At 51.9% G+C, this 25,058-nt stretch carries 25 protein-coding genes and 2 pseudogenes; 19 read left to right on the top strand and 8 right to left on the bottom strand.

Annotated features, from left to right (window positions below; genetic code table 11):
• Positions 1–8: 8 nt before the first annotated feature.
• The 3 genes from QNH46_RS19230 to QNH46_RS19220 all read left to right on the top strand — a co-directional run bounded on the left by QNH46_RS19230 (position 9) and on the right by QNH46_RS19220 (position 2,468).
• Positions 9–869 (top strand): IS3 family transposase, encoded by an 861-nt coding sequence (locus QNH46_RS19230; RefSeq protein WP_283928504.1) that lies wholly within the window; start codon positions 9–11, stop codon positions 867–869.
• Positions 870–1,616: 747 nt separating this feature from the next.
• Positions 1,617–2,039: a V4R domain-containing protein gene (locus QNH46_RS19225; protein WP_283925645.1), complete on the top strand. Its 423-nt coding sequence runs from the start codon at positions 1,617–1,619 to the stop codon at positions 2,037–2,039.
• A gap of 90 nt (positions 2,040–2,129) precedes the next feature.
• The gene (locus QNH46_RS19220) at positions 2,130–2,468 is read left to right on the top strand and encodes a cupin domain-containing protein (RefSeq protein WP_283925644.1); all 339 of its coding nucleotides are present in this window, start codon (positions 2,130–2,132) and stop codon (positions 2,466–2,468) included.
• 76 nt (positions 2,469–2,544) lie between these two features.
• Here QNH46_RS19220 and modB read toward each other — a convergent pair whose 3' ends face one another.
• Together modB and modA are read right to left on the bottom strand one after the other, a co-directional pair.
• Positions 2,545–3,222 (bottom strand): molybdate ABC transporter permease subunit, encoded by a 678-nt coding sequence (modB, locus tag QNH46_RS19215; RefSeq protein ID WP_283925643.1) that lies wholly within the window; start codon positions 3,220–3,222, stop codon positions 2,545–2,547.
• Entirely contained in the window at positions 3,219–4,001 is a 783-nt protein-coding gene (gene modA, locus QNH46_RS19210) for a molybdate ABC transporter substrate-binding protein (protein WP_283925642.1), read from the bottom strand. Before modA ends, modB begins: the two co-directional genes overlap by 4 nt.
• A 154-nt stretch (positions 4,002–4,155) precedes the next feature.
• On the opposite strand from modA, the pseudogene QNH46_RS19205 reads away from it, so the two are divergent.
• The 6 genes and pseudogenes from QNH46_RS19205 to QNH46_RS19180 all read left to right on the top strand — a co-directional run.
• Positions 4,156–4,847 (top strand): annotated as a pseudogene (locus QNH46_RS19205) (PAS domain-containing protein); the annotation flags it as partial.
• Positions 4,834–5,279, top strand: a pseudogene (locus QNH46_RS19200) (molybdenum cofactor biosynthesis protein MoaE). The pseudogenes QNH46_RS19205 and QNH46_RS19200, both read left to right, overlap by 14 nt.
• A 32-nt stretch (positions 5,280–5,311) precedes the next feature.
• Complete coding sequence (locus QNH46_RS19195) at positions 5,312–5,506, top strand: MoaD/ThiS family protein (protein WP_430691949.1); 195 nt, start codon at positions 5,312–5,314, stop codon at positions 5,504–5,506.
• Between the two features lie 52 nt (positions 5,507–5,558).
• The gene (gene moaA / locus QNH46_RS19190) at positions 5,559–6,575 is read left to right on the top strand and encodes a GTP 3',8-cyclase MoaA (protein ID WP_283925640.1); all 1,017 of its coding nucleotides are present in this window, start codon (positions 5,559–5,561) and stop codon (positions 6,573–6,575) included.
• A gap of 33 nt (positions 6,576–6,608) precedes the next feature.
• Positions 6,609–7,334, top strand: a complete 726-nt coding sequence (locus QNH46_RS19185; protein WP_283925639.1) for a YwiC-like family protein — start codon at positions 6,609–6,611, stop codon at positions 7,332–7,334.
• A gap of 313 nt (positions 7,335–7,647) precedes the next feature.
• Positions 7,648–7,869, top strand: a complete 222-nt coding sequence (locus QNH46_RS19180) for a KGG domain-containing protein (protein WP_283925638.1) — start codon at positions 7,648–7,650, stop codon at positions 7,867–7,869.
• Positions 7,870–7,984: 115 nt separating this feature from the next.
• Here the strand turns inward: QNH46_RS19180 and QNH46_RS19175 are convergent, their stop codons facing one another.
• Entirely contained in the window at positions 7,985–9,679 is a 1,695-nt protein-coding gene (locus QNH46_RS19175; RefSeq protein ID WP_283925637.1) for a methyl-accepting chemotaxis protein, read from the bottom strand.
• Between the two features lie 146 nt (positions 9,680–9,825).
• On the opposite strand from QNH46_RS19175, the gene thpR reads away from it, so the two are divergent.
• Positions 9,826–10,395, top strand: coding sequence for an RNA 2',3'-cyclic phosphodiesterase (gene thpR, locus QNH46_RS19170; RefSeq protein ID WP_283925636.1), 570 nt, complete (start codon positions 9,826–9,828; stop codon positions 10,393–10,395).
• Between the two features lie 251 nt (positions 10,396–10,646).
• Positions 10,647–11,408: a cell wall hydrolase gene (locus QNH46_RS19165; protein ID WP_283925635.1), complete on the top strand. Its 762-nt coding sequence runs from the start codon at positions 10,647–10,649 to the stop codon at positions 11,406–11,408.
• Here the strand turns inward: QNH46_RS19165 and QNH46_RS19160 are convergent.
• Positions 11,399–12,553 (bottom strand): MGDG synthase family glycosyltransferase, encoded by a 1,155-nt coding sequence (locus tag QNH46_RS19160; RefSeq protein ID WP_283925634.1) that lies wholly within the window; start codon positions 12,551–12,553, stop codon positions 11,399–11,401. The genes QNH46_RS19165 and QNH46_RS19160 overlap by 10 nt on opposite strands.
• A gap of 296 nt (positions 12,554–12,849) precedes the next feature.
• On the opposite strand from QNH46_RS19160, the gene QNH46_RS19155 reads away from it, so the two are divergent.
• Both QNH46_RS19155 and QNH46_RS19150 read left to right on the top strand, forming a co-directional pair.
• Positions 12,850–13,425: a TetR/AcrR family transcriptional regulator gene (locus tag QNH46_RS19155; protein WP_283925633.1), complete on the top strand. Its 576-nt coding sequence runs from the start codon at positions 12,850–12,852 to the stop codon at positions 13,423–13,425.
• 67 nt (positions 13,426–13,492) lie between these two features.
• Entirely contained in the window at positions 13,493–15,670 is a 2,178-nt protein-coding gene (locus QNH46_RS19150) for a YhgE/Pip family protein (RefSeq protein ID WP_283925632.1), read from the top strand.
• Positions 15,671–15,744: 74 nt separating this feature from the next.
• Here the strand turns inward: QNH46_RS19150 and QNH46_RS19145 are convergent, their stop codons facing one another.
• Together QNH46_RS19145 and QNH46_RS19140 are read right to left on the bottom strand one after the other, a co-directional pair.
• Positions 15,745–16,158 carry a bactofilin family protein gene (locus tag QNH46_RS19145; RefSeq protein WP_283925631.1) on the bottom strand — a complete coding sequence of 138 codons (414 nt, stop codon included), beginning with the start codon at positions 16,156–16,158 and terminating at the stop codon, positions 15,745–15,747.
• 34 nt (positions 16,159–16,192) lie between these two features.
• On the bottom strand, positions 16,193–17,170 hold the full coding sequence (locus QNH46_RS19140) for a M23 family metallopeptidase (protein WP_283925630.1): 978 nt from the start codon (positions 17,168–17,170) through the stop codon (positions 16,193–16,195).
• Between the two features lie 136 nt (positions 17,171–17,306).
• Here QNH46_RS19140 and cls point away from each other — a divergent pair, with 136 nt between their 5' ends.
• Entirely contained in the window at positions 17,307–18,737 is a 1,431-nt protein-coding gene (gene cls / locus QNH46_RS19135) for a cardiolipin synthase (protein WP_283925629.1), read from the top strand.
• 39 nt (positions 18,738–18,776) lie between these two features.
• Here the strand turns inward: cls and ligD are convergent, their stop codons facing one another.
• Positions 18,777–19,661, bottom strand: a complete 885-nt coding sequence (ligD, locus tag QNH46_RS19130) for a non-homologous end-joining DNA ligase (RefSeq protein WP_283925628.1) — start codon at positions 19,659–19,661, stop codon at positions 18,777–18,779.
• A 215-nt stretch (positions 19,662–19,876) separates the two neighbouring features.
• On the opposite strand from ligD, the gene QNH46_RS19125 reads away from it, so the two are divergent.
• Positions 19,877–20,824, top strand: coding sequence for an ATP-dependent DNA ligase (locus QNH46_RS19125; RefSeq protein WP_283928503.1), 948 nt, complete (start codon positions 19,877–19,879; stop codon positions 20,822–20,824).
• A gap of 3 nt (positions 20,825–20,827) precedes the next feature.
• Here the strand turns inward: QNH46_RS19125 and ku are convergent, their stop codons facing one another.
• Positions 20,828–21,751, bottom strand: a complete 924-nt coding sequence (gene ku, locus QNH46_RS19120) for a non-homologous end joining protein Ku (RefSeq protein ID WP_283925627.1) — start codon at positions 21,749–21,751, stop codon at positions 20,828–20,830.
• Between the two features lie 250 nt (positions 21,752–22,001).
• On the opposite strand from ku, the gene tsaE reads away from it, so the two are divergent.
• From tsaE to tsaD, 4 genes are read left to right on the top strand one after another with little or no spacing between them, the layout of a single operon-like run.
• A complete protein-coding gene (gene tsaE, locus QNH46_RS19115; RefSeq protein WP_283928502.1) occupies positions 22,002–22,490 on the top strand; it encodes a tRNA (adenosine(37)-N6)-threonylcarbamoyltransferase complex ATPase subunit type 1 TsaE in 489 nt (162 codons plus the stop codon).
• Positions 22,487–23,377, top strand: a complete 891-nt coding sequence (gene tsaB / locus QNH46_RS19110; protein ID WP_283925626.1) for a tRNA (adenosine(37)-N6)-threonylcarbamoyltransferase complex dimerization subunit type 1 TsaB — start codon at positions 22,487–22,489, stop codon at positions 23,375–23,377. The genes tsaE and tsaB overlap by 4 nt, the downstream gene beginning before the upstream one ends.
• A 21-nt stretch (positions 23,378–23,398) precedes the next feature.
• Positions 23,399–23,923, top strand: a complete 525-nt coding sequence (gene rimI / locus QNH46_RS19105) for a ribosomal protein S18-alanine N-acetyltransferase (protein ID WP_213593474.1) — start codon at positions 23,399–23,401, stop codon at positions 23,921–23,923.
• Positions 23,914–24,969, top strand: coding sequence for a tRNA (adenosine(37)-N6)-threonylcarbamoyltransferase complex transferase subunit TsaD (gene tsaD / locus QNH46_RS19100; protein WP_283925625.1), 1,056 nt, complete (start codon positions 23,914–23,916; stop codon positions 24,967–24,969). Before rimI ends, tsaD begins: the two co-directional genes overlap by 10 nt.
• Positions 24,970–25,058: the final 89 nt, after the last annotated feature.

Genomic DNA, 25,058 nt, shown 5'->3' with positions numbered 1-25,058 from the left:
TCCAATTTATCGAAGATCACCGCTCCGATTTTCGACTGGAGAAGATGTGTAAAGTACTGCAGGTATCTAGGAGCGGTTATTACAAATGGAAAGCAGCCGAGCCTTCCCAAAGAGAGAAGCGCAGACAGAAGCTTTCAGAGCGTATTCAATGGCACTTCTACGACTCGGATGAAACCTATGGCAGTCCTAGGATACACAATGAACTTGTGAAGGAAGGATGGAGCATATCGGAACGTACGGTTGGCCTTATTATGCGAGAGCAAGGACTGCGTTCGTGCATGTCAAGGAAGTTCAGGGTTACCACCACAGACTCTAGTCACGATATGCCGATAGCCGAAAATGTCCTCGAGCAAGATTTTAAAGCTACGAAACCGAATGAAAAATGGGTAGCCGATATCACCTACATTCCTTGCCGTCAAGGAAAACTCTACCTGGCCAGCATCTTAGACTTGTATACGAAACAAATCGTCGGATGGAAATTAAGTGATAGAATGACGTCTAACCTTGTAATGGATGCCCTGAAGCAAGCCTACCTCGCAAAGAAGCCAGGAAAAGGGCTGATCCACCACTCTGACCGTGGTTCCCAGTATGCCTGTAAAGAATACCGCAACCAACTGATGCAATATGGAATGAAGCCAAGCATGAGCCGTAAAGGAAACTGCTATGACAACGCCTGTATTGAGGCTTTCCATAGTATCTTAAAACGCGAGTTGATCTACAGCAAACCTAAGTTCAAAACTAAACAAGAAGCCCAACAAAGGCTTTTTCGATATTTGGAATTCTTCTACAACCGAAAGAGATCTAACAGTACGATTGGATATATGTCACCGGTTCGCTTTGAGCAGCTGTATTACGAAAGGGTTGCTTAGTTTAGCTGTGTCCACTTTTTTGACAGAAGAGCATAGGAGCACATAGGAGCACATAGGAGCGCATAGGTGTACATGGAGCACATGGAGCAAATGGAGCACATGGAGCACATAGGAGAACAGCTTCCAGCATGCGGTGCTTCATTGCATGACGGCGGCTAATGCATAGGCTCCTCGTTTTTTTCTTGGTCGACTACGTTGACGCGTAAGCTATCCATGGGGAGTGATGTATGGGAAGCTTACGCTTTTTGTTGTTTTTTTAAAACTGCCCTCTTGCCCAACAAGTTTAAATGGAATTTTGGTATTTAAAATATGCAACCTAGCGTAAAGTGTACAATTAGCTGGATTTTGTGTCATTAATATCAGGGTTTTTAGCCAGATGATGTTGTTGAAGTGTTTTTTAATACATGAAATCCATTTAACTCTATAAATTGTCCCATTACACTATAATTAAGTACACAAAACGCAACTAAATCGGATCCGGGGTACACACAGAGCACAGAGCACAGAGCACAGGGCACAGGTTACAGGTTAAAGGATAAAAGATAAAAGATAAAAGATAAAAGATAAAAGATAAAAGGAACTGGCTGCCTGATGCAGTGGGGTGAATCTAGTCCTTTTTATTTGTGACGAAAATCACAATCTGAATATATAAATCCTCTACAATAAAAGTAAGGATTAGTTCAAATGAAGAAACGAGGTGCTTGTATGGGGAGCGTAGATACTTTACAGGAATTCTCTTTTGATGATATGAAGAAGATTTCAAGGACAGCTTTGGGGGAGGCGGTGCCCATTGAGCTTTACAGAGCTATTCGTCTCATCGGCATGTATCAAGGCCTTCCGATGAAAGGGAAGGGAACCACATTGACGGTTGGCCGGAAAATTGGCGAAAGCCTGCCCGTACATTCCGTTCAAGAGCTGCTTGATTTATTCCGAGAGCTGAAGGTGGGTGATCCGCAAATTGTTCTTGAAGAAGAGAACAAGCTTCATATTGCGGTGAAGGATTGCTTTTGCGTAGGACTGCCTGAAATCGAAGGAAATCTGGTTTGCGATTTGGAAGGAGCCATTATGGAGGGAGCGCTTAGCAAAATGATGGACAAAAGAGTGTCCGTCAGGAAAATCAAGTGCAATGTCAATGGCGACGATTGCTGTGAGTATGAGGTGCGACTCTAGAGATGATACAAGCAGCGCCTAATACAGCATTCAATGCAGTTTTAAATGCTGCTTCAATGCAGCTTCAAAATTATAAGGAGGATGATTACGATGGAGAAGAAAAATCTTGCTCAGTATCAAGAATATGTGGACAACAAATTTACGAAGCGTATCCTTTTTAAGGAAGAGGACAACGTTATTTTCGTATTGAATTTTGCTCCTGAGGCGGAACTGCCGACACATAAGCACCCAGGGGCCAACGTGTATATATTGGTACTTGAAGGTGCTGGCGAAGTAACGTGCAATGGACAGCCATCGGTGGTTGCCAAAGGGGATGTCCTTCATATTACCGGGGACAAGGATTTCTCTTATCGCGGCGGGGAGTCAAAATCTAGCCTGTATGTTGTGTTGACGAAGACTCCAAACGAAAACTACGCCAAGAACGTTTAAGGCAGTGCCAACCTACTTGAACTGATATCGATAGAGCTGGTTCCAAAAAAATGGTGAACATGAGGTTTTCCTCTGTTCACCATTTTTTATTTTTTTGCCGAGTGAACAACAGCATCAGGAATGATATGAAAATGATCGTAATGGTCCAGGCCCAGGCTAAATCGGTATTCCCCGTATCGACCGCGACATAGATGGCTGTGGGAAGCGTCTGGGTTTTGCCTGGAATATTGCCAGCGAACATGACGGTGGCTCCAAATTCTCCTAATCCCCGAGCAAACCCAAGAATATAGGCTGTAATCAGAGATTGCTTGCTAAGCGGCAGTGTAATATAGCGGAATACTTGCCACTCGCTGGCCCCGCTGGATCGCCCCGCATCCTCCAGCTCTCGATCAACCGAAGCGAACGCAGATTTCATCGTCTGGTAAACGAGCGGAAACGAGACGACGATGGAGGCAATGACCGCTGCCCACCAAGAAAATATGAGCGGTGAGGCGAATAGCCATTCGACGAAACGGCCGATCCCGCTCCTTCTGCCCAGGAGGACAAGCAGCAGAAACCCTATCACCGTAGGGGGCAGCACGAGCGGAAGCATAAGAACAGTCTCTAGTGCAATTTTACCCTTCCACGGTCGGCTGGACATCCAGCGGGCCATGGCTGTGCCGAGAATCGTGACCAGCACGCTGGACAGCAGGGCGACTTGCAGGGACAGGCGGATCGGCTGCCAAAATTCATGCCAAGGTATTTGCATGCTCATAAGGACTGTGCTGGAGTGAAGCCGTATTTAACAAAGACATCCAGCGCTTCTTTGGATTGAAGATAGTTATACAGCTCGGCAGCTTCCTTGTCATGCTTCGTGGACTTGATAACGCCGATCGGATACTCGACAGGAGTATAGATCGCGGGATCAACGGGTAAGGCGATCTTTACCTTGGCAGAGGTCAGCGCGTCAGACTGATAGACAAAACCAGCATCAGCATTGCCCGTCTCTACATATTGCAGAACCTGCCGAACATCCTTGGCTTGAACTACTTTAGGCTGAAGGATGTCCCATAGCCCGGCGAACATTAATGCTTCTTTGGCATAGCTTCCGGCAGGTACGCTTTCTGGAATTCCTACGGCGATCATTTTAACGTCGTTGCCGTTCAAGTCTTCCAGTCTCTGAACCTCATCTGAATGGTCCACAGGGACAATAACGACAAGTTTATTTGTCAGCAAACTCATATGCTGCTTGGTATCAATGATGTCTTGATCTAGAAGGAGATCCATATTTTTAGCAGCTGCCGAGAGAAATAAATCAACAGGCGCCCCTTGCTCGATCTGTTTCTGCAAGGCGCCGGAGCCCCCGAAATTAAACGTGAGCTTAACGGCAGGATGCTGTGCTTCATAGGAGGCTTGGATTTCTTTCATAGCGTCGGTAAGGCTTGCTGCCGCTGAAATGGTTAATTCCACCTGCTCATCGGAAGCGGTGCTGCAGCCGGTAAATACGAGGGATATGAACAGGAATAAGGCGGGAAAGATTCGCAGGCTTCTCATACATACAAACTCCCTTTCAAGTAGTGATCCAGTATCGTTAGACGATTTGCGTTTCATTATAAGTGGTTGCGGCCCGGGGAGTAAACCCTTTATGCCCCCGAAAAGGCGATTCCAGAGAGAAAGAGGGATATTAGGACTTCCCCTTATAGGAAGGACCGTAGGCAGCTTAACTATAGCGGTCTGTGCAGGGCTGGGGAATGGCGTTATATTTAAGCTTGTCCCGCAATACTTCAACAAGCAGGCGGGAACCGTGAATGGTATCGTATCGATGATGGGGGGGGCTAGGGGGCTTCTTCCCGCCGCTCATGCTCTCTATGATTTATTCCATGACCGGCCAGTACTCCATCGGGTTTATGGCTTTATCCCAGGTTGCTTTGGCAAGCTTGATTCTTGTCATATGGATGTATTATCAGGATCGGCTTGTCATGTCCAGCAAAGTGTTCCGCTATACGGGGCAAGGCATTCTAGTTACCGATTCCAAGGGAAGGATTAGAAGCGTGAATCCGGCCTTTACCAAGCTGACGGGGTATGCCGAGGATGGTTGTTGGCCATAAGCCGAGTATTTTAAAATCAGGAAGGCAATCCAAACCATTTTACGAGGAAATGTGGAGGACAATTAGAGAAACAGGCCAATGGCAAGGAGAGATTTGGAACCGCCGGAAGAACGGAGAGGAATACCTGGAGTTTCTGACCATCAATGCAGTTAAGGACGATTCCGGGGAAGTCGTCCACTACGTTGGGTTGTTCAGTGATATTAGTGTATGTGAAATAAGGACGACTGGTCATCCGGCCGGTTGCTCTTCCCTATTTTGGCGTATAAGGTGGCTGTATAATGAAAAGGTATGAGATTGTTGACGGGCCTATCCATATTCAGAATGCTATAGATTTGGTACTGCATCCAGGTGCAGGTGCGGTAACGACGTTTACGGGGCATGTAAGGGAATGGACACACGGCGTCAGAACGTTATACTTGGCTTATGAAGCTTATATTCCGATGGCGGAAAGAAAGCTGGCGCAAATCGGCGCCGAAATTGAAGAGAAATGGCCGGGTACACGTGTGGCGATGGCCCATCGCATCGGTGAATTGCATATTTCCGACATTGCCGTTGTCATTGCCGTATCGTCACCGCATCGGAAGGCGGCTTACGAGGCCAATGAGTATGCGATTGAACGCATCAAAGAAATGGTGCCGATCTGGAAGAAGGAATATGGGAAGATGGCGAGGAATGGATCGGAGATCCGAGGAAGAAGCCTGAACGAGGGGGGAGTGCGGAATGATACGAGTGCTCTATTTTGCAGGTCTTCGCGATTTGACGGGGAAAGCGGAGGAGCTCATTGACCGCCCGGAGTGGACGGTGCGGGAGCTTATAGACTGGGCTAAAGCGGTTTACCCGGAATTTCATCGAACCGTATTTGTTGCTGTCAATGAAGAGTATGCTCAGCAAGAGCATGTCATTCTGGCGGGGGACACGATTGCTATGATACCTCCGGTGAGCGGCGGTTGACCGAAGCAGCAATATAGGATTTGCAGGGAGAATAGAGAGGGGCAAATGTGAAATGACTACTGAACCTATCCGCGACCAACTGAATCGGCCTATCCGCGATTTGCGCATTTCAGTAACGGATCGCTGCAATTTTCGCTGCACCTACTGTATGCCCAAGGAAATTTTCGGAGACGATTATCCATTTCTGCCCCAAAACGAGCTGCTGACGCTGGAAGAAATCTGCGATGTTGCGCAGTTGTTTGCTTCGCTTGGGGTGAAGAAGATTCGGTTAACAGGCGGGGAACCTTTGCTGCGCAGAAATTTACCGGAACTCGTTGGCAGGCTGGTGAATATGGAAGGGATTGAGGATATCGGTCTGACTACAAACGGCCTGCTCCTGAAGCAGTATGGCCAAGCGTTGTATGATCAGGGGCTCCGAAGAGTGAATATTAGTCTGGATGCCCTAAATCCGGAGCTGTTTGCATATATGAATGGGCGCGGAATTAAACCGGCTGCTATTCTCGACAATATCGAGCATGCTAGACAGCTAGGCTTTCAAATCAAAGTGAATATGGTAGTGCAAAAAGGCGTAAACGATCAGGAGATTCTCCCTATGGCCGCCTACTTCAAAGAGAAGGGGATTACGCTATGCTTCATCGAATTTATGGATGTGGGCAACGATAACGACTGGAGTCTGGAACGCGTTGTAACCAAAAGAGACATCTATGATAGATTGACCAGGGTGTACGAGCTGGAAGCCCTGGAGCCGCATTATTTCGGTGAGGTGGCGCAGAGATATCGTTATAAAGACGGCGAAGCCGAGATCGGTTTTATTACCTCGGTGTCGGAGTCGTTCTGTTCGACCTGCACCCGTGCAAGACTGTCATCGGAAGGGAAATTCTATACCTGTCTGTTCGCCTCACAGGGATTTGATTTGCGCGAGCTATTACGGGGAGGCGCGTCTAAGGAAGAGCTGCTCGCCGCAATTCGGAGCGTCTGGGAGCAGCGGAGCGACCGTTATTCAGATGAACGAACGGAGCAGCGGGCCCTGCAGCGCAAGAAAATCAATATGTCCTATATTGGCGGTTAAAAGAAATGCAATGAGAAGAAGAGGTCTAGGCGTGTGAAGAAGCAGGGGATCGTAATCCCCCATGAACATGGGGGCTGGGCCATGGTCAGCGTTCCATTCGTGATCGGAATGATGGCGGGGCGGCCGCAGTGGATGCATCTGCCACTATTTCTGGCATGGCTCTTGCTATACTTATCGTCGTATCCGTTTCTGCAATCGGTCAAGCGCAAAAAAGAGCGCAGGCGCTTGATCACTTGGGGCGTGATTTATATCGCCATTGCGCTGGTGTGTCTGATACCGGTTCTGCTCAGCTTCCCGAAGCTGTTCTATTTCGGGCCGATATTGCTAGTCTTGCTGATGGTCAATTTATGGCATGTGAAGCAAAAATCAGAGAGGGCTGTGTTGAATGATCTGTGCGCTGTTCTGATCTTTTCGATCGGCGGGGCCGCCGCTTATTGGCTTGGCGGGGGCGGATGGGATCGCACCATGCTGCTGGTTGTTGTGTTCAACGTGCTTTTTTTCATGGGCAGCGTATTCTTTGTGAAGTCGGTATTCCGCGAGCGAACCAATAGGCGCTGGATCGCATGCGCCAAAGGATTTCATGTACTCTTGCTGATCATTCCCTGGTTGCTGGGCTTGCCGTGGATGATGATCGCCTATTTGTTTCCTTTGGTCCGTACTATGGCTTATGCGGGAAAAACTTTGCGTCCCATGAAAGTGGGAATCATAGAAATTATCAGTTCTGTCCAATATTTGCTGCTTACGATTGCTGTGCTCTAGGCATGCTTGCTGTTTCGATGATCTCTCGGCGGGTTAATTTGTACCGTCAACGCAAATCGTATCGATAGATAAGGAGAGAACGCGAAATGAAACCCAAATTGCAAACAAAAGAACTGGATCATAATTTAAAAAAATTACGGTGACCGTAAATGGAGAATCGCTAGGTTACGACATCCTGCTGGATAATGTCACCTATGTTCCGGTTGCCAAATCGTATATCATCCGCCGCTGATGTTTTGATTTCTTTAGAGCGGGTAATACAATACCGTACCCGATGCGGTACCTTACAAATACGATAAGGAGTGAACCAACCATGGCTAACAACAATCGTGACGGTAAGATGAGCTTGGAGGAAGCAGGACGCAAGGGCGGCGAGGCTACAGCCCGCAATCATGACAAGGAGTTCTATCAGGAGATCGGGCAAAAAGGCGGAGAAGCCCGCAGTAATTCCGATAATGATGATGGAAAGATGAGCCGTGAGGAAGCGGGTCGTAAAGGCGGGGAAGCCCGCGCTCGTCAGCGCAGAGACAAATAATAGCGTGCAATTTTTAGATCGAAAGATAGTTTATATATGAGTACGACATTGGCCTAGGGCCAAACAAGATGACCTCTGAACAGCTCGGAGGTCATCTTGTTGTTTTTAGCACAGATTATATTTTGAAGCGTTCGATCATGGTGTGCAGCTTCTCAGATAAGCCAGATAAGAAACTGGCTGACGCTCCGACCTCTTCCACAGCGGCGAGCTGCTCTTCGGATACGGCGGACAACGTTCGCGCCCGCTCGGCATTATGATGGGCGACGGCGACAATTTCTTCTACCGTTCCCACCAGGTGGACGGATCGGTCAGAGAGCTCCTTGACATTCGCGGCAACGCCTTCGATCGCTGCAGCGGTGTCTGTGGCGGACGATTCGATTTCAGCAAAAGATTGTCCCGCCTGGCGCACGAGTTCGGTGCTGTGCAGCGTTTCATGCAGGGCTTCCTCCATCATTGCCCCGCTCAGCTCCATCTGCTGGACGATATGGGCAATCAGGCCGGAGATCTGATTCGCCGAGTCCATCGAGCGATCTGCCAGTTTGCGGACCGATGCGGCGACAATGGCGAAGCCGCGTCCCTGTTCCCCTGCACGAGCGGCTTCAATCGAGGCGTTCAAGGCCAGCAAATTCGTCTCCGCGGAAATCTCGGTCATGATGTCGAGAATGCTTTGAATTTCTTGGGAATGGCTGCCCAACTCTTCGATAATGGAGGAGAGCTGCTGAATTTTCTGTTCCATAAGCTCCATTTGTCCTATGCCATGCTGAACTGTATCGCGGCCTTGCCGGGAGGCTTCAGAGGACTGCTGAGCCGATAGGGCGACAAGCTCAGCACGGCGGCTGATTTCAATAGTGGCCGAGGACATGCTCTTGATGACGTCGGAGCTGTCTGCCAGTTTATCCAGCTGTGAATCCGTCCCTCCTGTCAACTGCTCCGACATTTCCGCAGCTTGCTCACTTGCTCTGCCGGTCTGGTCTGCGCTGGCGGAGAGCTGCTGCGAGGAGGCCGCGACCTGCATCGACGTTTCATTAACCCTGGCGATAAGCTGCCGCAAGCTTGCGGTCATATTCCCGAAATCGCGGGAGAGCTGCCCTACTTCATCCCGGCTGTGGAGAGCCGGGGGCTGTATGCTCAAATCTCCGACAGCAACTTGATTTACCTGGCGGGAAAGCAGCTCAAGCGGCAGGATCATCCGGTGGATGAGGAAATAGACGCAGACGGCTCCGAGCAAAAAAACGGCGGCGCCGATCGCGAAAGGCAGCGTAATGATTTCCCATGTTCGCTCATGAATGATGGAGGCGTCAAAGTTAATCGTCATCAATCCGACGATCGGACCAGAGGGATCATGGTTGAGGTAAATCGGCGCATAGCCTGACAGTAACTGGGCGCCATCGTATGTATATACATCGCTGTATACGGAGTGCTTCATATTCCGGATCATGTCCTGATCATTCTCCGCTAAATAGAAGGAATCCCCTGCGGAGTAACCGCGTGCCTTCATATATTTATCGGCGGCAAGGATTTTGCCATCCAAGGATAGGATGAAGCTTTCCTTAAACAAGGATTTATGGTCTACCGTCCAATTCAGCTGTTCCTCGACGATGGACAGGACGGACTGGTCACCCTGCAGCAGTTGTTCGATCATGCGGGGATCGATGAGCCCCGTAGTAATGTTGGCGCAGCCCAGCACCTCGATACCGACCGATTTTTGAATTTGACTGTGGGCAGTTTGGTAGCTGAATACGCCGATCAGAGACCCGATCACCAGAAGCAAGCTGATGATCGCTAATGTGATTTTGCGAGCTAATCCCATGCTGTAGTAGTTCTCCTATCATTTAATTTGTATGATTGATATATATAATACATTATAAATCTGAAATGTTGGTTGAATAATAACGGCAAGTATGCAAATGTGACAAAAAAACAAATATTGAGAAAAAATTCACAAGGAGGATGAGCATGTCTGTGGAAGAGGAGAAATGGCGCCTGTTTGTTGCTGTGGCATTGCCGGAATCTGTCAAAAATCAGCTGCACGCCTGGTGCCTGGAGCGTCGCAAGGACTGGAAATTCCGTAAATGGGTGCATCCGGCGGATTATCATATTACCTTGCAATTTTTAGGAGATACGCCCGTTACTCAAGCTCAGGCCCTATTGGGCGGTTTGCGGGAGGCTGCTTCTGAAGCCCGGCCCTTCCGGCTGGAAGCAGCCGGGGTTGGAGCCTTTGGGCGGCCGGATCAGCCTCGGGTACTGTGGTGCGGCGTAGATGGCGACGTAGACGCTCTCCGCCATCTTCACAGCCGCGTTATTGCGGTGAACGCCAGGCTGGGATATGTGCCAGAGGAGCGGCCATATGCCCCGCATATTACACTGGCCCGCAAATTTTCAGAAGGAGAAAAACTGCGCGAGCCGCTGGCAAATAAAGGATTATCCTTTGGAGATTGGACAAATGACACCATTATGTTGTATCGTACTAGGGTAACCGTAAGTCCGATGTATGAGGTAGTAGGGATCGTATCCATGCGGAAATGAATCCCATGTTTCTCCGTTAGCCGCAGAACTTTAATAAGGAGAGCCTTCCCTTTCGGAAGGCTCTTTATGTCGAATAATTAAGAGATATTATTCAAAACCTCTTTTTTCGGTTACATAGTTGAAGGAGTCATTTCAGAGATATTGTAATTGTAGGAGGCCATATGTATATTTTCAGACAGAATCGTTACGTCGCGCTTTTAATTAGTGCTATTCTAGTATGTTCAGGGTCTATTTCTTTATTATGGGGCCGCATGGATAATAGTGAGAATCGTGCTCGGCCGATCGAGCTTTCATCAAATAGTATTTCCGTAATCGTAAAGCAGCAGGATCGGAATCTCCTTGCCGCAACATCTGACGCATCCCTGTCTCAGGAGAGGCGTATTTATCGACCCATTGTGCCGCTAATTTCCATGCTGCCGATGAAGAAGCAAGGTGAAACCAAGGCAAGTCAGCCATATCAGCTTTTGTTTACACGCAATTGGATTGCAGCGGAGCAGGCTCTGGTGCAAGAGAATACGGCGAAGGCTGAGGCGTCTGCACAAGCAGCAGAAGCAATAGATATGTCTCATCCCCCCAACCAAATATACTTCACCCGGACAGAACTGCTTAGTCAGGCAGACAAGGATCAGGCAACCTGGCACTACGTTCTGACGGATGAAGAGCTGCATCTCCTTCATAAAATTGTGATGGCAGAGGCAGAGGGCGAACCTTACGAAGGCAAGGTGGCAGTTGCCAACGTTGTCTTAAACCGGCTGCGGTCCGCCAATTACCCCGACACGATTAAGGAAGTTATATATCAAAAATCGCAATTTAGTCCTGTGCAGAACGGAAGAATGGATCGTGTTACTCCGAACGAGGATTCTATTCGTGCTGTAACGGAAGCTTTGCATGGACGCAAGGAGGTGTCCGACGACACCTATTATTTCCTGGCGTTATCTTTGGCTACGGATTTAACGGTTGCTCATACGAAGAGTAAATCGAAGGAAATCGGAAATCATACTTTCTATAAATAAGCATATCCGAGCTCGGGTTGAATGGAATTTTCCCGGAGCAGCTTAATCACGTTCTTGGCGCAGCAGTCCGGCTCATAGGCTTGAGGGCGAAGCTGGCTAATTTTGTCATGAAGCAATGTGTTGCGCGAAGGCTTCGTAATCGCAGAGAACCATTGATCGATAATCTCTGGAGAAGACATATCCATGCCGTATCCGTGGCTGACGAAATATTCGCGGTTCTTCTCCTCCTGACCAGGAATCGATTCAAAGAACAGCATGGGTATGCCTTTAGCCAGTCCCTCGGTACATGTCATGCCGCCGGGCTTCGTAATCAGGATATCGGAGGCATCCATCCACTTGCTGACTTCATGGGTGTGTCCGATGATCGTAATATTCTCGTGCATCATCTCCGGACAAGCGCGCAGCTTCTCTGTCAGCTTGCCGTTGCTGCCAGTGCAGCAAATGATTTGTACCTTGTCGCGCCAGGCGATGAGTTTGTCGATAAGCTCTTCCTTGAAGTGCAGCCCCCATCCGCCGCCCATGACGAGAACAGTAGGCATTTGCTTGATGCCGAGATCTCTTCTGGCGGACGCTTTGTCCTGGATGCTCCAGAAATTGGGATGAACGGGAATTCCGGTGACCTGGATGGTATCCGGGTTGACCCCACGCTGCTGGAGCAATGTTTTTACTTCCAGTGTGGACACGAGATATTGATTCACCTCAGGACTAATCCAGGCGCCGTGGGCGTCGTAGTCCGTAATCAGGGTATACAGCGGTATGCGAAGGCCTGACGCACGGAGTCTCGCGACGACGGCATTTGGAATCGGATGCGTGCAGACGATGACATCCGGCTGAAGCTGTCCGATTACCTCGGATGCATGCTGATAGAACATTTTATGCAGGGCCAGCCGGGTTAACCGCCCGACTGGCTTTTCGTATTTTTTCCGGTAGAGCATTCCGACCAGGGAAGGGCTCGTATTTACGGTAACCCGGTAAGCAGACAAAATCCACGGGGCGATAATCGGATTAAGGAACGAGCCCAGCTCCATCACCTTCGTCTTTGCGTCCGGCCACAGCTTTCGGATGCCGGCAGCCAGCGCATGACCGGCTTGGGTATGGCCGCTTCCGAACCCCTCCGATAGAATCAGCACTCGTTTTTTGGACATGTGATCACCTGCTTTAAGAATAGATCCGTCCCGAGCGGGGCGGTTATTTGCGTGTCTAAATAGCTTCGTAATGTTAATACCTGGTTATAGTTTATAAGGTTGCGGCCGGAAACAAAAGAGTCCGCAGACTGGCCGGCAGCTGGACTTAAGTCGGGGAAAAAAGCTGGCGCCAAAAAAATGTTGCAAAGCAGTAATCGAAGTGCTAAAGTGAAAAATGACCGAATGACCGGAAATGATTTTTGGTCAGTTTTGAAGCGATGACCGGTATAAACATTGCTATAAAGGAGGTGATGATCATGGCAATAGACCGCAGACAGCAGGTGATCGAGGCGGCGGAGAAATCCTTTGCCTTGTTCGGCTACAAGGCAACGACGATGGATCAAGTAGCTAAAATCGCGAATGTGGGGAAAGGGACGATTTACACTTTTTTTACGAATAAGGAAGAGCTCTTTGATGAAATACTCCGATCCGTCATTATGGAAATGAAGCGGATCACCGAGACAGAGGTGAGCGAGGATAAATCCTTCTTCGAAAACGTGTACCACTCCATGGACCTGCTCCTGGAATTCAGGAGGGAGCATGAACTGCTGATCAAGCTGTTCCAGGAGGTGCGCGATTTCGGCACGCCGCAGGCTCGCGAAGGCTTGCAGCGGATCGAGGATGAAATACTCCGCTATCTGGAGAGCAAGGTGGCGCGTGCTGCCCAGCGCGGGGAAATTCGGGCGCTCGATCCGAAGGTTGTCTCCTTCGTGATGTTCAAGCTGTATATTGCGCTCACCTCGGAATGGAATAAACGGGAAGAGCCGTTAAGCAAGGAGCAGATCAAGGAATTTGTTCGTATTTTCCTGGCAGGGGGGCTATCCCCGGAGTAAACGATAGAGCCATGCATAGACAGATAAATATTAAATAGAGATAGAGATCTAAAGGAGAGAAGCTAAAGTGAAATCGATGTCGGTGTTTTTCAAGGATTTGGGAGCTTCTTTCAAGAAACCAAAAGTGATTATTCCTATATTGGTCGTCCTGTTCATTCCTGTCCTTTACAGCGGGATGTTCCTGTCGGCTTTTTGGGACCCTTACGGTAAGATGAACGAGCTTCCTGTTGCAGTAGTTAATGAGGATGCCGGTGCTGAATATGAAGGCAAGTCGCTGCAGGCCGGCAAAGACTTGGTCGAAGAGCTCAAGAAAAACGATGATTTCTCCTGGAGATTTGTCACCCGTGAGCAAGCCGACCAAGGGATGAACAATAACGAATACTACATGAAGATCGTCATTCCAGAGGACTTCTCGTCCAAGGCGACGACCTTGATGGATGAGCAGCCTCAGCCTGCCAAGCTCATATTCGAGCCGAATGAAGGTTATAACTTCCTGGCTTCGCAAATCGGCGGCACCGCCGTGAAGGAAATCAAATCGAAGGTGTCGGCTAAAGTTACGGAAGCTTATACAGAAACTTTGTTTGACCAGGTTGAGAAAATTTCCGGCGGCCTAAGCGATGCCGGTTCTGGAGCAAGCACAATTAGCGACGGTGCTGTACAGCTGGATGAGGGAGCATTAAAGCTCAAAGAAAACTTGGCCAAGCTGGTCCAGGGCACAAGCCAGCTGCAAAACGGCGTAACGCCTCTGGAAGAAGGCGCCGTCACGCTGAGCAAAGGCGCCAAGGATCTTCAAGGCGGAGCCTCCAGCCTGGCCAGCGGCCTGAGCCAGCTGTCTGCCGCGCAGAAGCAGCTGGAGAACGGCGCGGTGAAGGCACAGGAAGGCGGGGCGCAGCTGAATACGGGCCTGCAGGCTTCTCTGCAAGGCGCCGAGAAGCTGCAAGCGGGCCTGACGGCCGCGGAGCAGGGCAGCGCGAAGCTGCAAACAGGGCTCGAAGCCTCGCTGCAAGGCAGCGGCCAAGTGGCCGATGGCGCCAAAGGCGTAGCCCAAGGCTTGGAGCAGCTCGCGAAGGCAAGCCCCGATTTGGCTGCCAATCCCGAGCTGCAGAAGCTGATCGCGGCGAGCAAAGCGGTGGCTGAAGGCAGCCAGCAGGTTGCTGCCGGACAGCAGGAGCTGGTGCAAGGCGCGCGTGAATTGCACGGCGTCCACGGCCAGCTGCTGCAGGGCAGCGGGGAGCTGGTGCAAGGCCAGCAGCAGCTCGCACAGGGCGCTCGCCAGCTGGCCAGCGGGCAAGAGCAGCTGGCGAGCGGGCTGAAGCAATTCGGCGCGAAGCTGTCGGAGGCCGCGACGGGCGGCCAAAGCCTGGCGAGCGGCGCGGCGCAGCTGAGCGGCGGGGCCGAGAAGCTGCAGGGTGGCGTTGGCCAATTGTCCGGCGGCGTCAGCACGATAGCGAGCGGCTCCAAGCAGCTGGCGGGTGGCGCCGGAGAGCTGAAGGACGGCATGGATAAACTGGCCTCCGGCACCGGCGAGCTGGCAAGCAAGCTGAACGAAGCCGCCGAGCAAACCTCCGGCGTGAAGAAAAGTGATGAGCTGGTCAATATGTACGCGAAGCCGATCGAAATCGAGGAGCATAAAATCAATGAGGTTCCGAACTACGGCACCGGCTTCTCGCCTTACTTCCTGTCGCTGGGCCTGTTCGTCGGAGCATTGATCTCTACGCTTGTCGTACCGACCAGAGGTTCTTCGGTATCGGAGGCGACGGGATGGAACCGATTCGTGAGCCGGGCACTCGCCTTTACGGGCATGAGCTTGATCCAATCGCTCCTGTCCGCCGCGCTCATGCTTTACGTACTCAAGCTTGAGGTGCAGAGTGTGCCGCTGTTCTATCTCTTTACTTTCGCAACCAGCCTAAGCTTCATGTTCATTATTCAGGCTCTAGTGACCTGGCTGGATAATCCGGGACGCTTCCTGGCCATTCTGATGCTGATCTTCCAGTTGACGACTAGCGCAGGCACATTCCCGCTAGAGCTGATTCCAGACTGGATGAAGGTTTTTAACCCGCTCTTGCCAATGACTTATAGCGTTACCGGCTACAAAGCGGTCATTTCCAGCGGGGAGTTCGGGGTTGCTTGGGAGAATATCGGCGTCCTGGCGGGCTTTGGTGTTGCGTTCCTGATTCTCACCATGCTGTATTTCCTGCGCCGCGAGCAGCCGAGCACCGCGAGCATGACAACCGCCGAGGCTTAAGCGGATTAGGCCGAACTAGACTAACTAATTTTATTCACTTATATCTGATGAAAAGACAGCCCAAAGCGGGGAATTCACCCTGCTTCGGGCTGTGCTGCTTTTTTGGACTTCTTGTTCGAACTCGGAACGGGCACCGTCACGGCAGCCGGCTGCTCCATCTGGCTCGAGCCGTTCAGCAGGCCGCCTTCTACAATAACAAGCTTGGCTACATGCACGTTGCCTTCTACCAGCCCGCTGCTCGTAATCGTCAGCCGCCCTTGCGAGGCGATATCTCCGACGACCTTGCCGGCTACGATAATGTCCGCGCCTTTAATATTGGAATGCGCCTCCCCGGTTTCGCCGATGACGACCTGCCCCTGGCAGTCAATTTCCCCGCGGAACGAACCTTCGATCCGGAGGCTCGCCTCGCACTCCAGCTTTCCCTCGGCTACGCTGCCCTGGCCGATCAAAGTCCCCTGCCAGCCGGCTACTTTTTTATGATCCTTCAACAATTTTTTATCCTCCGTTCATAAATGGGATGTATTATTGCAAATAAGACAGCGGGTTGACTTTCTTGTCCCCTTTAACGATCTCAAAGTGCAGATGGGGGCCCGTGCTTCGGCCCGAGTTGCCCAGCTTGGCAATAGTCTGCCCTTTCTTGACCGTATCTCCCTCGGATACCTTGATCTCGCTGAGATGCATATACCAGCTTTGCAGTCCGTTCGGATGTTGAATTATAATGTATTTGCCCCTGGAGCGATTGCTTTCCGCGGCAATGACTTTACCGGCCGCCGCAGCATAGACCGGGTCGCCGATTTTGCCGGCAATATCAATCCCGGCATGAAAGGCCGCCTTTCCGGTAAACGGGTCGGTCCGGTACCCGAAGTTCGAAGTGAGGCGGGTAGACAATGTCGGCCACTCGGAAGGGGTTCCCGAAATGGAATACTGCGTTTGCTTGGCCTTTTGCAGTGTTGTAGGCACATTTTTCTCGATTTCATCCAGCATCGCGCTGATCTCCAGGAAATCGTCGCTCGTCTCCTGAGCCAATTCTTCAATTTCCTGATCGTGTACGGCAATGAACTCGCCGCCCCTGCCTAAGGATTCATCCCAGGACAAGGAGGAGAGGGAGGACAGCTTGCCGGCATCCCCCTTGCTTCCATATTTATCTATAAAACTTTGCAGCTCTGCTTCCAGTTCGCTTACCCGTTCCATGCGATCCATCAGTTCTTTGGATTGTCCGGACAAGGTAATGACCTGGTTTTGCAGCCGCTCGATCGCTTCGTCTTTGTCGGTGACGATGGCTTCGAATTTAAGATTTTGCAGCCTTAGCGTATCCTCTAGGCGTGAAATGGTGTGCCCTGACTGCATTTGCAGGCTGATAATCAAACCGGAGATGGATAACAGGGCGGCGATCGGCACAGCAATCACAAACGGTTTCGATACCTGGATTTGCTTGACAGGCTGATTCGCTTCCCGCAGAACAAGCAGTGTCATGCGATGGGGTAAACTAGCACTTCTCATGGCATCTCCTTCCCGTAGATTTGATAGCTTCTATTACTTTATCTATTCCCGCGTCTCTTAAAACATGTCAAAAAAATCATCTTGTCTCATATAGTTAGTGTTTATTGTCAATGCTGAGTGGAGGAAGGTGAAGTGAATGTGGTGGCTGGCTCTCGTACTTATCGCGTTTATTTTTCAAATCGCTACGATTCTTATTCTCGAATTTCGCAACCCGAGTAAGGCTGTAGCCTGGATGGTGATTCTGTTCCTGTTCCCGGTCATCGGCTTCATTCTGTATTACTTCGTGGCTCAGGATTATAAGAAGCGGCGAAAGCTGCGGCGCCGCGGGTCCAGGGTGTTTCAGGAAATCAGGGCCAAGCTATGGCAGCAGGCCGCCATCATCGAGAGCATAGAGGAGATGGGCAATCCGGATTATCGCCATCAGGAACGGTTATTCGGCCTCCTTACGCATATTTCGGAGAGCCCTATTACAGGCTGCAACGAAACCAAGGTATTGACGGATGGCGAGAAGACTTTTGCGGCGATGCTGGCAGCAATGGAACAGGCGAGGGATCACATACATATGGAGTCTTATATTTTTCGTGCGGATGGTATAGGACAATCGTTCAAGCGCATGATGCTCAGGAAGGCCGGGGAGGGCGTGAAAGTCAGGCTGATTTGCGACGGACTCGGCAGTTATCAATTGAACAGCTCCTTTGTCAAAGAGCTTCAGGACGGCGGAGTGGAAGTGTACTTTTTTCTGCCTCCGCTGATTGCCACGCTGGATCGGAGGGTCAATTACCGGAATCATCGAAAAATACTTGTCGTCGACGGGACGGTCGGCTTCGTCGGCGGGCTTAACGTCGGGGATGAATATTTGGGACTGGACGGTAAGCTTGGCTTTTGGCGCGATACGCATTTGCAAATCAGCGGAGACGCGGTGTATTTTTTGCAAAATGCATTTCTGGCCGATTGGCGGCTGGCCTCGGGACAGCGGGTCAATCATCCTGAGCTGTATCCGCAGCATCACTGCCGGGGCAGTGAACAGGTGCAGATCCTGACCAGCGGCCCTGATCAGCACTGGGATGCGATACAGGAAATGTGCTTTGGTGCAATCGCTGTCGCTAAACGCCGCATTTGGATTACGTCGCCTTATTTCATTCCCGACCCCAGCATCTATAATGCGATTAAGACCGCAGCCGTTAGCGGAGTGGAGGTGAACATTATTATTCCGCACGAATCGGACAGCCGGATCGTGAAGCTGGCATCGCTCTCTTATGTTGAGGAACTGCTTCAATCGGGAGTAAAGTTCTATCAATACGAGAAAGGGTTCATACATGCGAAGGTGATGATCGTGGATGACCTGCTGGCCACGGTGGGAACGGCAAATATGGACATGCGCAGCTTCTTCTGCAATTTCGAAATGACGGCAATTCTGTTCGATCAAGCGCCGATTTCCCGTTTAAGCGAGGATTTCTTGAGAGATCTTGCCGAGAGCAGGGCTATCGATTTGAAGGCATTTGCCCGCCGGCCGAAGCTGCAGAGGGGGCTGGAGCTGCTGTGCAGGCTGCTCTCCCCGCTGCTCTGACCGGGGCCGGAGAGCGAGAAGCAAGCCCCTAAAGCGCCTTTACCGCAGATGCTGAAGGATCAGCTGGACGGATTGCGGCGGAACCTCTGCAAGCAAATCGCCTTTTTGCTTCAAACGCTCCCCGATATTGTGCAGATTGAAATCGGAGGGCAGCGGATTGCTGCGCACCTCGTCCCAGGTTAAAGGCGTCGATACGTTGGCCGTAGGACGTGCCCGGGGAGTATACGGCGCAGCTAGCGTCTTTCCGCCATAATGCTGCAAATAGTCGAAATAGATTTTGTCTCCCCGATCCTTCTTGAGCCGTTCGATGGTGAATAGTTCCGGGTATTTCTCCGTAGCATAGCGGGCTACGAACTGTCCGATCAGCCGCAGCTCGTCAAACGTTACGCCGTATTCGACCGGCACGATGATTTGCACGCCGGTAGCCCCGGAGGTCTTCGGCACCGACTGAAGCCCCAAAGAGGCCAGAATGTCTCCGACATAGGCCGCGGCCTCCATAATGCGCGGCTCCTCCTCCCGCGATGGATCCAAATCGATCATCCATTCGCACGGCAGCTGCTCGTGAACATAATGCAGCGACGGATGGAACTCAATGCACGCCAAGTTGCCGAGCCACAACAGTACCGGCAGGCTGTCCAGTACGACGTAGTCGACTCCCTCATGCATCGAGGTGCGGACGAACGACGGCAGCGGTTCAGGGGCATTTTTCTGGTAAAAAAACTTGCGCCCCACCCCGTCCGGATACCGGATCGTCGTAAGCAGGCGGTTCCGGCAGTAACGGAGCAGATAGGGAGAGATTTCAGCAAGCTTCTCCAAATAGAGCTTCTTCGTAATTCCCGCCTCGGGCCACAGCAGCTTATCGGGATTGGATATGGTGACTTCCTCACCCTCTACGAGAATCGTACCTTTCGTCGTTTTGGACATGAGCATGCTCCTTGTCATGAATGGATTTCCTTATTTTCTATTAGGCTTACCCAATTTAAACGAACTTAACACCACTAGAAGCGGTACCCTTTACATAAGAATGGAAGTAACCCGGCATGGGCAGACTTGGACAAAGAAGCATAGAAACGGCGGTACGCTGCCGCCGGTTTGTATCAGTGACCGGATCGCAGAACAAGGGAATGGAGGAATGGAGGATGGAGCTGAAGCCGGTAGTCCCTTTTGAACCAGTACGTACGGAAACCCTTCCGGCAGGGCCGGAATGGATAGCGCAGGTGAAATGGGATGGGGTGCGTATACTCACCTACTACGACGGAGATATGACGCGCCTGATTAACCGCAAGGGCAATGAACGGAGCAAGCAGTATCCCGAGTTTATGAATGTCTCATCCTATTGCCGCGCGGATTCGGTCATTCTTGATGGAGAAATGATTGCGCTTGCCGGAGACAAGCCGTCCTTTCATGAGGTCATGAGGCGGGACAGCCTGCGTCGCGAGGCGGAAATACGGTTTGCCGTCAAGCAGATCCCAACCATATATATGATTTTTGATGTGCTGTATCACAACGGAGAGTGGGTAACAGGCCGTTCTCTGGCCGACCGGCAGGAGCTGCTGCAAGAGATGATTATTCCCAGCGGGACGATTCAGCTTGTTCCGAGCTACACCGATGGAGAGCGGCTGTTTGCCGTCATGAAGGAGCGGGGCTGGGAAGGAGTCGTCAGCAAACGGCTGGATAGCACCTATGCCTTGGGCGGCAAAGACGGGCGCTGGCAAAAGCTGAAGCTCGGCTATGATTTATATGCGGTGATCGGCGGTGTAACCTATCGGGATGGTGTGATGAATGCCCTGCTGCTGGGTGTGTATGATGAAAACGGGCAATTTGTGTATATAGGTCATACGGGCAGCGGCAAGCTGAATCAGCCGGCATGGCGCAGCCTGGCGGAGCAAATATCCGTCCTGACGGTGAAGGAGCGCTTCTTTCACAACATCCCGCAGCGGATAAAGGGAGCGGTCTGGACCCGGCCGCTGCTTACAGTGAAGGTGCAGTTCATGGAGTGGACTCCCGGCGGAACGATGCGCCACCCCGTATTGCAGGGGATGGCCGACGTGCTGCCGGAGAGCTGTACGGTTACGCAGGGGATATAGTGTTCAGGAGATGGTTTTCTTCGCTTTGCTTGATGTTCTCTTCTTCGGCTTTGGAGCAAGCTCGTCGTTTCGCGGAGCATCTTCACCGCCTGCCCCCGCGGCTGGTTTCTTGGCCGCCGTTTTGCGGGTACGCTTGGCCGGTCCAGGATCGGTGACGACGGGCTTGACCGCCTCGATGCTCGCCTGCAGGGCCGCCATCAGGTCGATGACATTGGTTTGCGGTTTGGCTGGAGCGAGGCTGATCTCTTCACCGGCGATCTTTTGCTCGATGAGATGCAGCAGGGACTCACGGTAATCGTCGGTATATTTCGCCGGCTCAAAAGGTGTGGACAGCTGTTCAATCAGCAGCTTGGCCATGGACAGTTCTTTATCGTTAACACTGATGTTCTCCGGCAGATTGGGCACTTGCGCGATCGGCCGGATTTCATCCGGGTAGAAGATCGTCTCCACGGCCAGGCACCCTTCCATGACGCGAATAGCTGCGAGACTGCTTTTGGAGCGGATTGCGATTTTGGCAATGCCGATTTTGCCGGACTGGTGCATCGCTTCCAGGAGCAGCTGATAGGCGTTCGACCCCGCTTGATCCGGGGAGAGATAGTAGGTTTTCTGGAAATAGATCGGATCGATTTCGGTCAAATCTACAAAGTCCAGAATCGTGATCGTTTTTTCGGTCTGGGCCGACAGCTGCTCCAGCTCCTCTTTGTCAAACAGGACGTACTTGCCCTTCTCGTATTCATAGCCCCGGGAAATCTCCTCCCAGGTTGTATCCTTGTCGCAGGTTGGACAACGCCTTACATAAGAAATCGGGCTGCCGCAGGCGGTATGAATGTATTTCATGGAGATGTCTTTGTCCTCCGTGGCGGAGAACATTTTGACCGGGACATGTACAAGCCCGAAGCTGATCGCACCCTTCCATACGGTATGCATTTTGTGATTGCTCCTTTCTGTGTTCGATATTTATTTTTTGATGGGCTGGCTGGTGTATGATGATGACGAGTTCGACGGAAATATGCGCGTAGTACCAAGGAAACTGACGAACTATCTCTATCATAGTATGGTCCAGTTTGGCTTCTCATAACCGGGCGGCTGCGGCCTAAGTTGTTGCGGGTCATGCGGCAGACCGATATAATGGGGACATACATTTTGCGTATGTAAAGGTGGTTGTATCGTAGTGGGATTGGATCAAGCTTCGGCCGAATGGGTGTACGAGGCGAAGGATTTGGAAGGGACCGGGCAGCTCGCAGCTTTCCTTGCCGCGCGGGCGACGCCGGGAACGGTCATTGCCCTGGACGGTGATTTGGGTGCGGGGAAAACGGCTTTTTCCCAGCTGTTCGCGAAGCATTTGGAAGTTCGGGATACGGTAAACAGTCCGACTTTTACCATTATTAAAGAATATGAGGGCAGATTGCCTTTTTATCATATGGATGTGTACCGGCTGTCGCTGGAGGAAGCGGAGGAGCTGGGACTGGACGAATATTTCTACGGCAACGGCGTGACGCTGGTGGAGTGGGCTAGCATTATCGACGAAATTATGCCGGAACAGCTGCTGCGCATATATATAGAAGCCGGACCAGGCTCGGAGCGTAAAATGCATTTGACGGCCCAGGGAGAACCTTATGAGCAATGGATCACGACCTTGAGACAGAATGGAGCTGTACCTAAATGAAGCATACGATAGAGCCGCGCCAGCGGTTATTGGCGCTGGATACGTCGACGTCGTCGTTAGCCGTCGCCGTGATGGAGGGCGGCAAGCTGCTGGCTGAACGGAATATTAAGGCGGAGCGGAATCATTCCGCTTATTTAGTGACGGCGATGGAGGAAGCCATCGCTGCTGCGGGAGTAGGCAAGCAGCAACTGGACGGCATCGCCGTCGGAGTGGGACCGGGCTCCTATACCGGAGTCCGCATCGCCGTTACGACGGCCAAGACGCTGGCCTGGTCCTTGGGTTTGCCGGTATCCGCCGTATCGAGCCTGGCGGCGATTGCGTTTGGCGCTTTGGCCAGGGGAACAGGCCAGGCTCCAGAGCAATTTGCTGAGGTTATTGCTCAGATAGCCGATGATGCGGATGCCTGCAATGAAAATAAATCAGCGTACGGGCGCGATGACGATGATAATCTATCGGCTGGTGCAGAGGCGGCGGATTATTCCGCCCAGCACTGGATTGTGCCGCTGATCGATGCCCGGCGCGGACAGGCGTATACTGCGCTGTTTAGCGCAGCAATCGGGCAAATACCGCGCCGCCTGGACCCGGATGCGATCCGGCTCGTGGCCGATTGGCGGGACGAGCTCGCCGCCCGGCTTCAGGAGCTGCCTTCTGCTCAAAGGCCGGCTGGCGTATGGTTTGTTGGGGACGTGGCGGTCCATGAGGCTGCGGTTGAGGAGCTCCGGCCTTTCTTGGGAGACGCGCTGCATATCGTCGGCTATGAGCTGGAAGGGGCCTGGCTTGGCCTTATCGGTTCGGAGCAGCTTCTCCGCGGAGCCCATGACGATGTTCATGCGCTGGAGCCGAATTATACCCAGTTAGCGGAGGCGGAAGCGAAGAAGCTTCGTTAGCATTTCATGAGGGGGCCGGACATGGAGTCAGCAAAGTCGATACAAATGGATAAGGTGACCTTTCGTCAGATGACGCTTGAGGATATTCCCGATATTATGGTCATCGAGCACGAATCCTTCACTTTGCCCTGGAGCGAGGAGGCATTTCGCAGCGAAATGACACTCAATCATTTCGCCAAATATCTGGTGATGGAATACGAGGGGAGCCCGATCGGGTATGCCGGCATGTGGACGGTTCTTGACGAGGCGCATATTACTAATATCGCCGTGAGAACGGCTTACCGCGGTCATCATTTGGGCGAGCTGCTGTTCCGCAGGATGATCGATTGGGCAGGCGAGCTAGGCATGCGCCGGATGACGCTGGAGGTGCGCGTTACGAATCATTCCGCCCAGTCTTTATATAGGAAGCTTGGATTTCATTCTGTCGGCACCCGCAAAGGGTATTATTCCGACAATCAGGAGGATGCGCTCATTATGTGGTGCGAGCTGCCTGAGCGGGAGCCGCAGGCAGGCGAAGAGGAAGGAAGCGAGGAAGATTGGATTTGAAGCAGGATTGTTATATATTGGCGGTCGAGACAAGCTGTGACGAGACATCCGTAGCCGTCGTGAAAAATGGGACCGAGGTGCTCTCGAATTTAATTGCGAGCCAGATCGAGACACATCAGGCATTCGGCGGAGTCGTGCCGGAGGTGGCGTCCCGGAAACACGTGGAAAGTATCACGCTCATGCTGGAGGGAGCCGTCCGGGAGGCCGGCATTTCCCTTCAGGACTTATCAGCCGTGGCTGTGACGGAAGGTCCCGGACTTGTCGGCGCTTTGCTGGTTGGCATTATGGCGGCCAAGAGTCTGGCCTTTGCCATCGATAAGCCGCTGATTGGCACGCACCACATTGCCGGGCATATTTACGCGAACCGGCTGGTGCAGGAAATTCAATATCCTTCGATTGCGCTTGTCGTGTCCGGCGGGCATACCGAACTTGTACTGATGGAGCGGGAAGGCAGCTTCAAGCTCATCGGCCGCACAAGAGACGATGCTGTCGGGGAGGCTTATGACAAGGTGGCGAGAGCGCTTGGCTTTCCTTACCCCGGCGGCCCGCATGTCGACAAGCTGGCGCTTGAGTCGGAGACCGTCGAGGTGCTTCCGCGGGCCTGGCTGGAGCCGGATTCCTGTGATTTCAGCTTCAGCGGGCTGAAGTCGGCTGTGCTGAACGCGGTTAATCAGCATAAAATGCGCGGGGAGGAAGGCTACGGCCCGGCCATAGCCCGCGGTTTTCAGGAGTCGGTTATCGAGGTGCTGGTGGAGAAAGCAATTCGCGCGGTACAGTCGACAGGAGCGGTACAGTTATTGCTCTGCGGCGGGGTTGCCGCGAACCGGGGGCTGCGGACGGCATTAGCCGAGCGGTGCGAGAAGGAGCGGATCGATCTGGTCATCCCTCCTTTGAAATACTGCACAGACAACGCCGCCATGATCGGGGCCGCAGCCTACTTGAAATGGAAAAGCGGCGAGTTCTCCAGTTGGGAGCTTAAGGCGGAGCCGTCAATTACACTGGAGTCCTGGTCTGTGGGCGCCAGCCCCGAGGAAGGCAATGTTTAGCCTGATGGAGGAGCACGAATGTAAATGAAGAAACACAAAAGGGCTGTCCTTTTTGAATGGGACAACCCTTTTTTTGCGGCCGAACGAAT

Origin of the sequence: Paenibacillus woosongensis, assembly GCF_030122845.1 — a bacterium.
GTDB classification, from domain to species: domain Bacteria; phylum Bacillota; class Bacilli; order Paenibacillales; family Paenibacillaceae; genus Fontibacillus; species Fontibacillus woosongensis_A.
This window is presented reverse-complemented; position numbering and strand designations above follow the sequence as displayed.